1 protein-coding gene is annotated in these 1,226 nt (G+C 63.6%); it reads left to right on the top strand.

Annotated elements, in window-relative coordinates:
• Window positions 1-631 precede the first annotated feature (631 nt).
• On the top strand, window positions 632-1,226 hold a 595-nt coding region (locus tag AO501_RS15680; protein ID WP_156452593.1), incomplete at its 3' end, for a PE family protein.

The raw sequence follows: 1,226 nt of genomic DNA, 5'->3' as shown, positions 1-1,226 counted from the left end.
GGGGAGTCTCTCCATCCCCGCCCTCGGGTCACTAATTGTCAGGGGGCGGGTGCCTCAACCCAGGTTGGCAGAGAGGGCGTTTTGAGAACTCGTCGTCGGACGCTGTGTGGAGCGGCCCGGCTGGGTCCACTGAAAGTCTGGCCGGAGGGACCAGTCGGGTCCCCCTCCGCGCCCCGACAAACGACGCTATCGCAGCGCTGACAGCAACAAACATGCTCGGAGCGAGAACCCTTCGCTCCCAGGCTATTTCCCGCGCTAGGCACCATTGGTAGGTGCGTGACGTGCGATCAACCTGGCCAACGCCGCTGGTCATTCACCGACCCCTCTCCACGACATGGGAGACACATCGTGGCGTCCATAGTCGAGGTCGTCGTCCGGCTCAGAGATCGGGATGGATGAGGGGATGCACCTGCGCCCGAATGGACCGGCGGCCATTGGTTATTGAGTGCGATGTGGACGTGAACCTTTGAATTCTCGAGTAGTAGCAGTAACTTTCACCCATGCGTTTGACATTCGGGTAGCATTCCGCGGTTGGGCGCGTGTCCAAGTATCGCCATTCAAGCGGCGTACGCCGCAGGAAGAGGGACCGACTCGTGGTCTGACACGTCCCGGTCTAGTTGGGGGGAACTCAATGTCCTACGTCTACGCATTCCCAGACTCCTTTGCTGCCGCGGCAGCCAACGTATCGAGAATTGGCTCCTCGTTGAGCACCGCAAACCAAGCTGCTGCAAACACCACAGCCCAGGTGGTTTCCGCGGCAGCTGATGAAGTATCGGAGGCGGTCGCCGCGCTTTTTTCTCGGCATGGCCAGGCATATCAGTCGTTGTGTATCGACGCGGCGGCGTTTCATGAACGTTTCCTGCAGACGCTGAACAGCAGCGCATCGGCGTACGCCGGTGCCGAGGCCGCTAGCGTCGAGCAACTCCTTCTCGACGTGATCAACGCGCCGACCAACGCACTGTTGGGCCGTCCGCTGATCGGCGACGGTGTCAACGGAGCACCCGGTTCGGGCGCCAACGGCGGCGCGGGTGGAATCCTGTGGGGCAATGGCGGCAATGGCGGGTCCGGGGCGCCTGGTCAGGCGGGCGGTCGCGGTGGCGACGCCGGCCTTTTCGGCAATGGTGGCAACGGGGGTGTGGGCGGCACGGGCGTGACGGGTGCGTCAGGTATGCGCGGCGGCGACGGCGGTATCGGTGGTGTCGGCGGCAAGGGCGGGTGGTTGCTCG

The sequence above is a fragment of the Mycobacterium gordonae genome, from assembly GCF_001417955.2.
GTDB classification, from domain to species: domain Bacteria; phylum Actinomycetota; class Actinomycetes; order Mycobacteriales; family Mycobacteriaceae; genus Mycobacterium; species Mycobacterium gordonae_B.
This window is presented reverse-complemented; position numbering and strand designations above follow the sequence as displayed.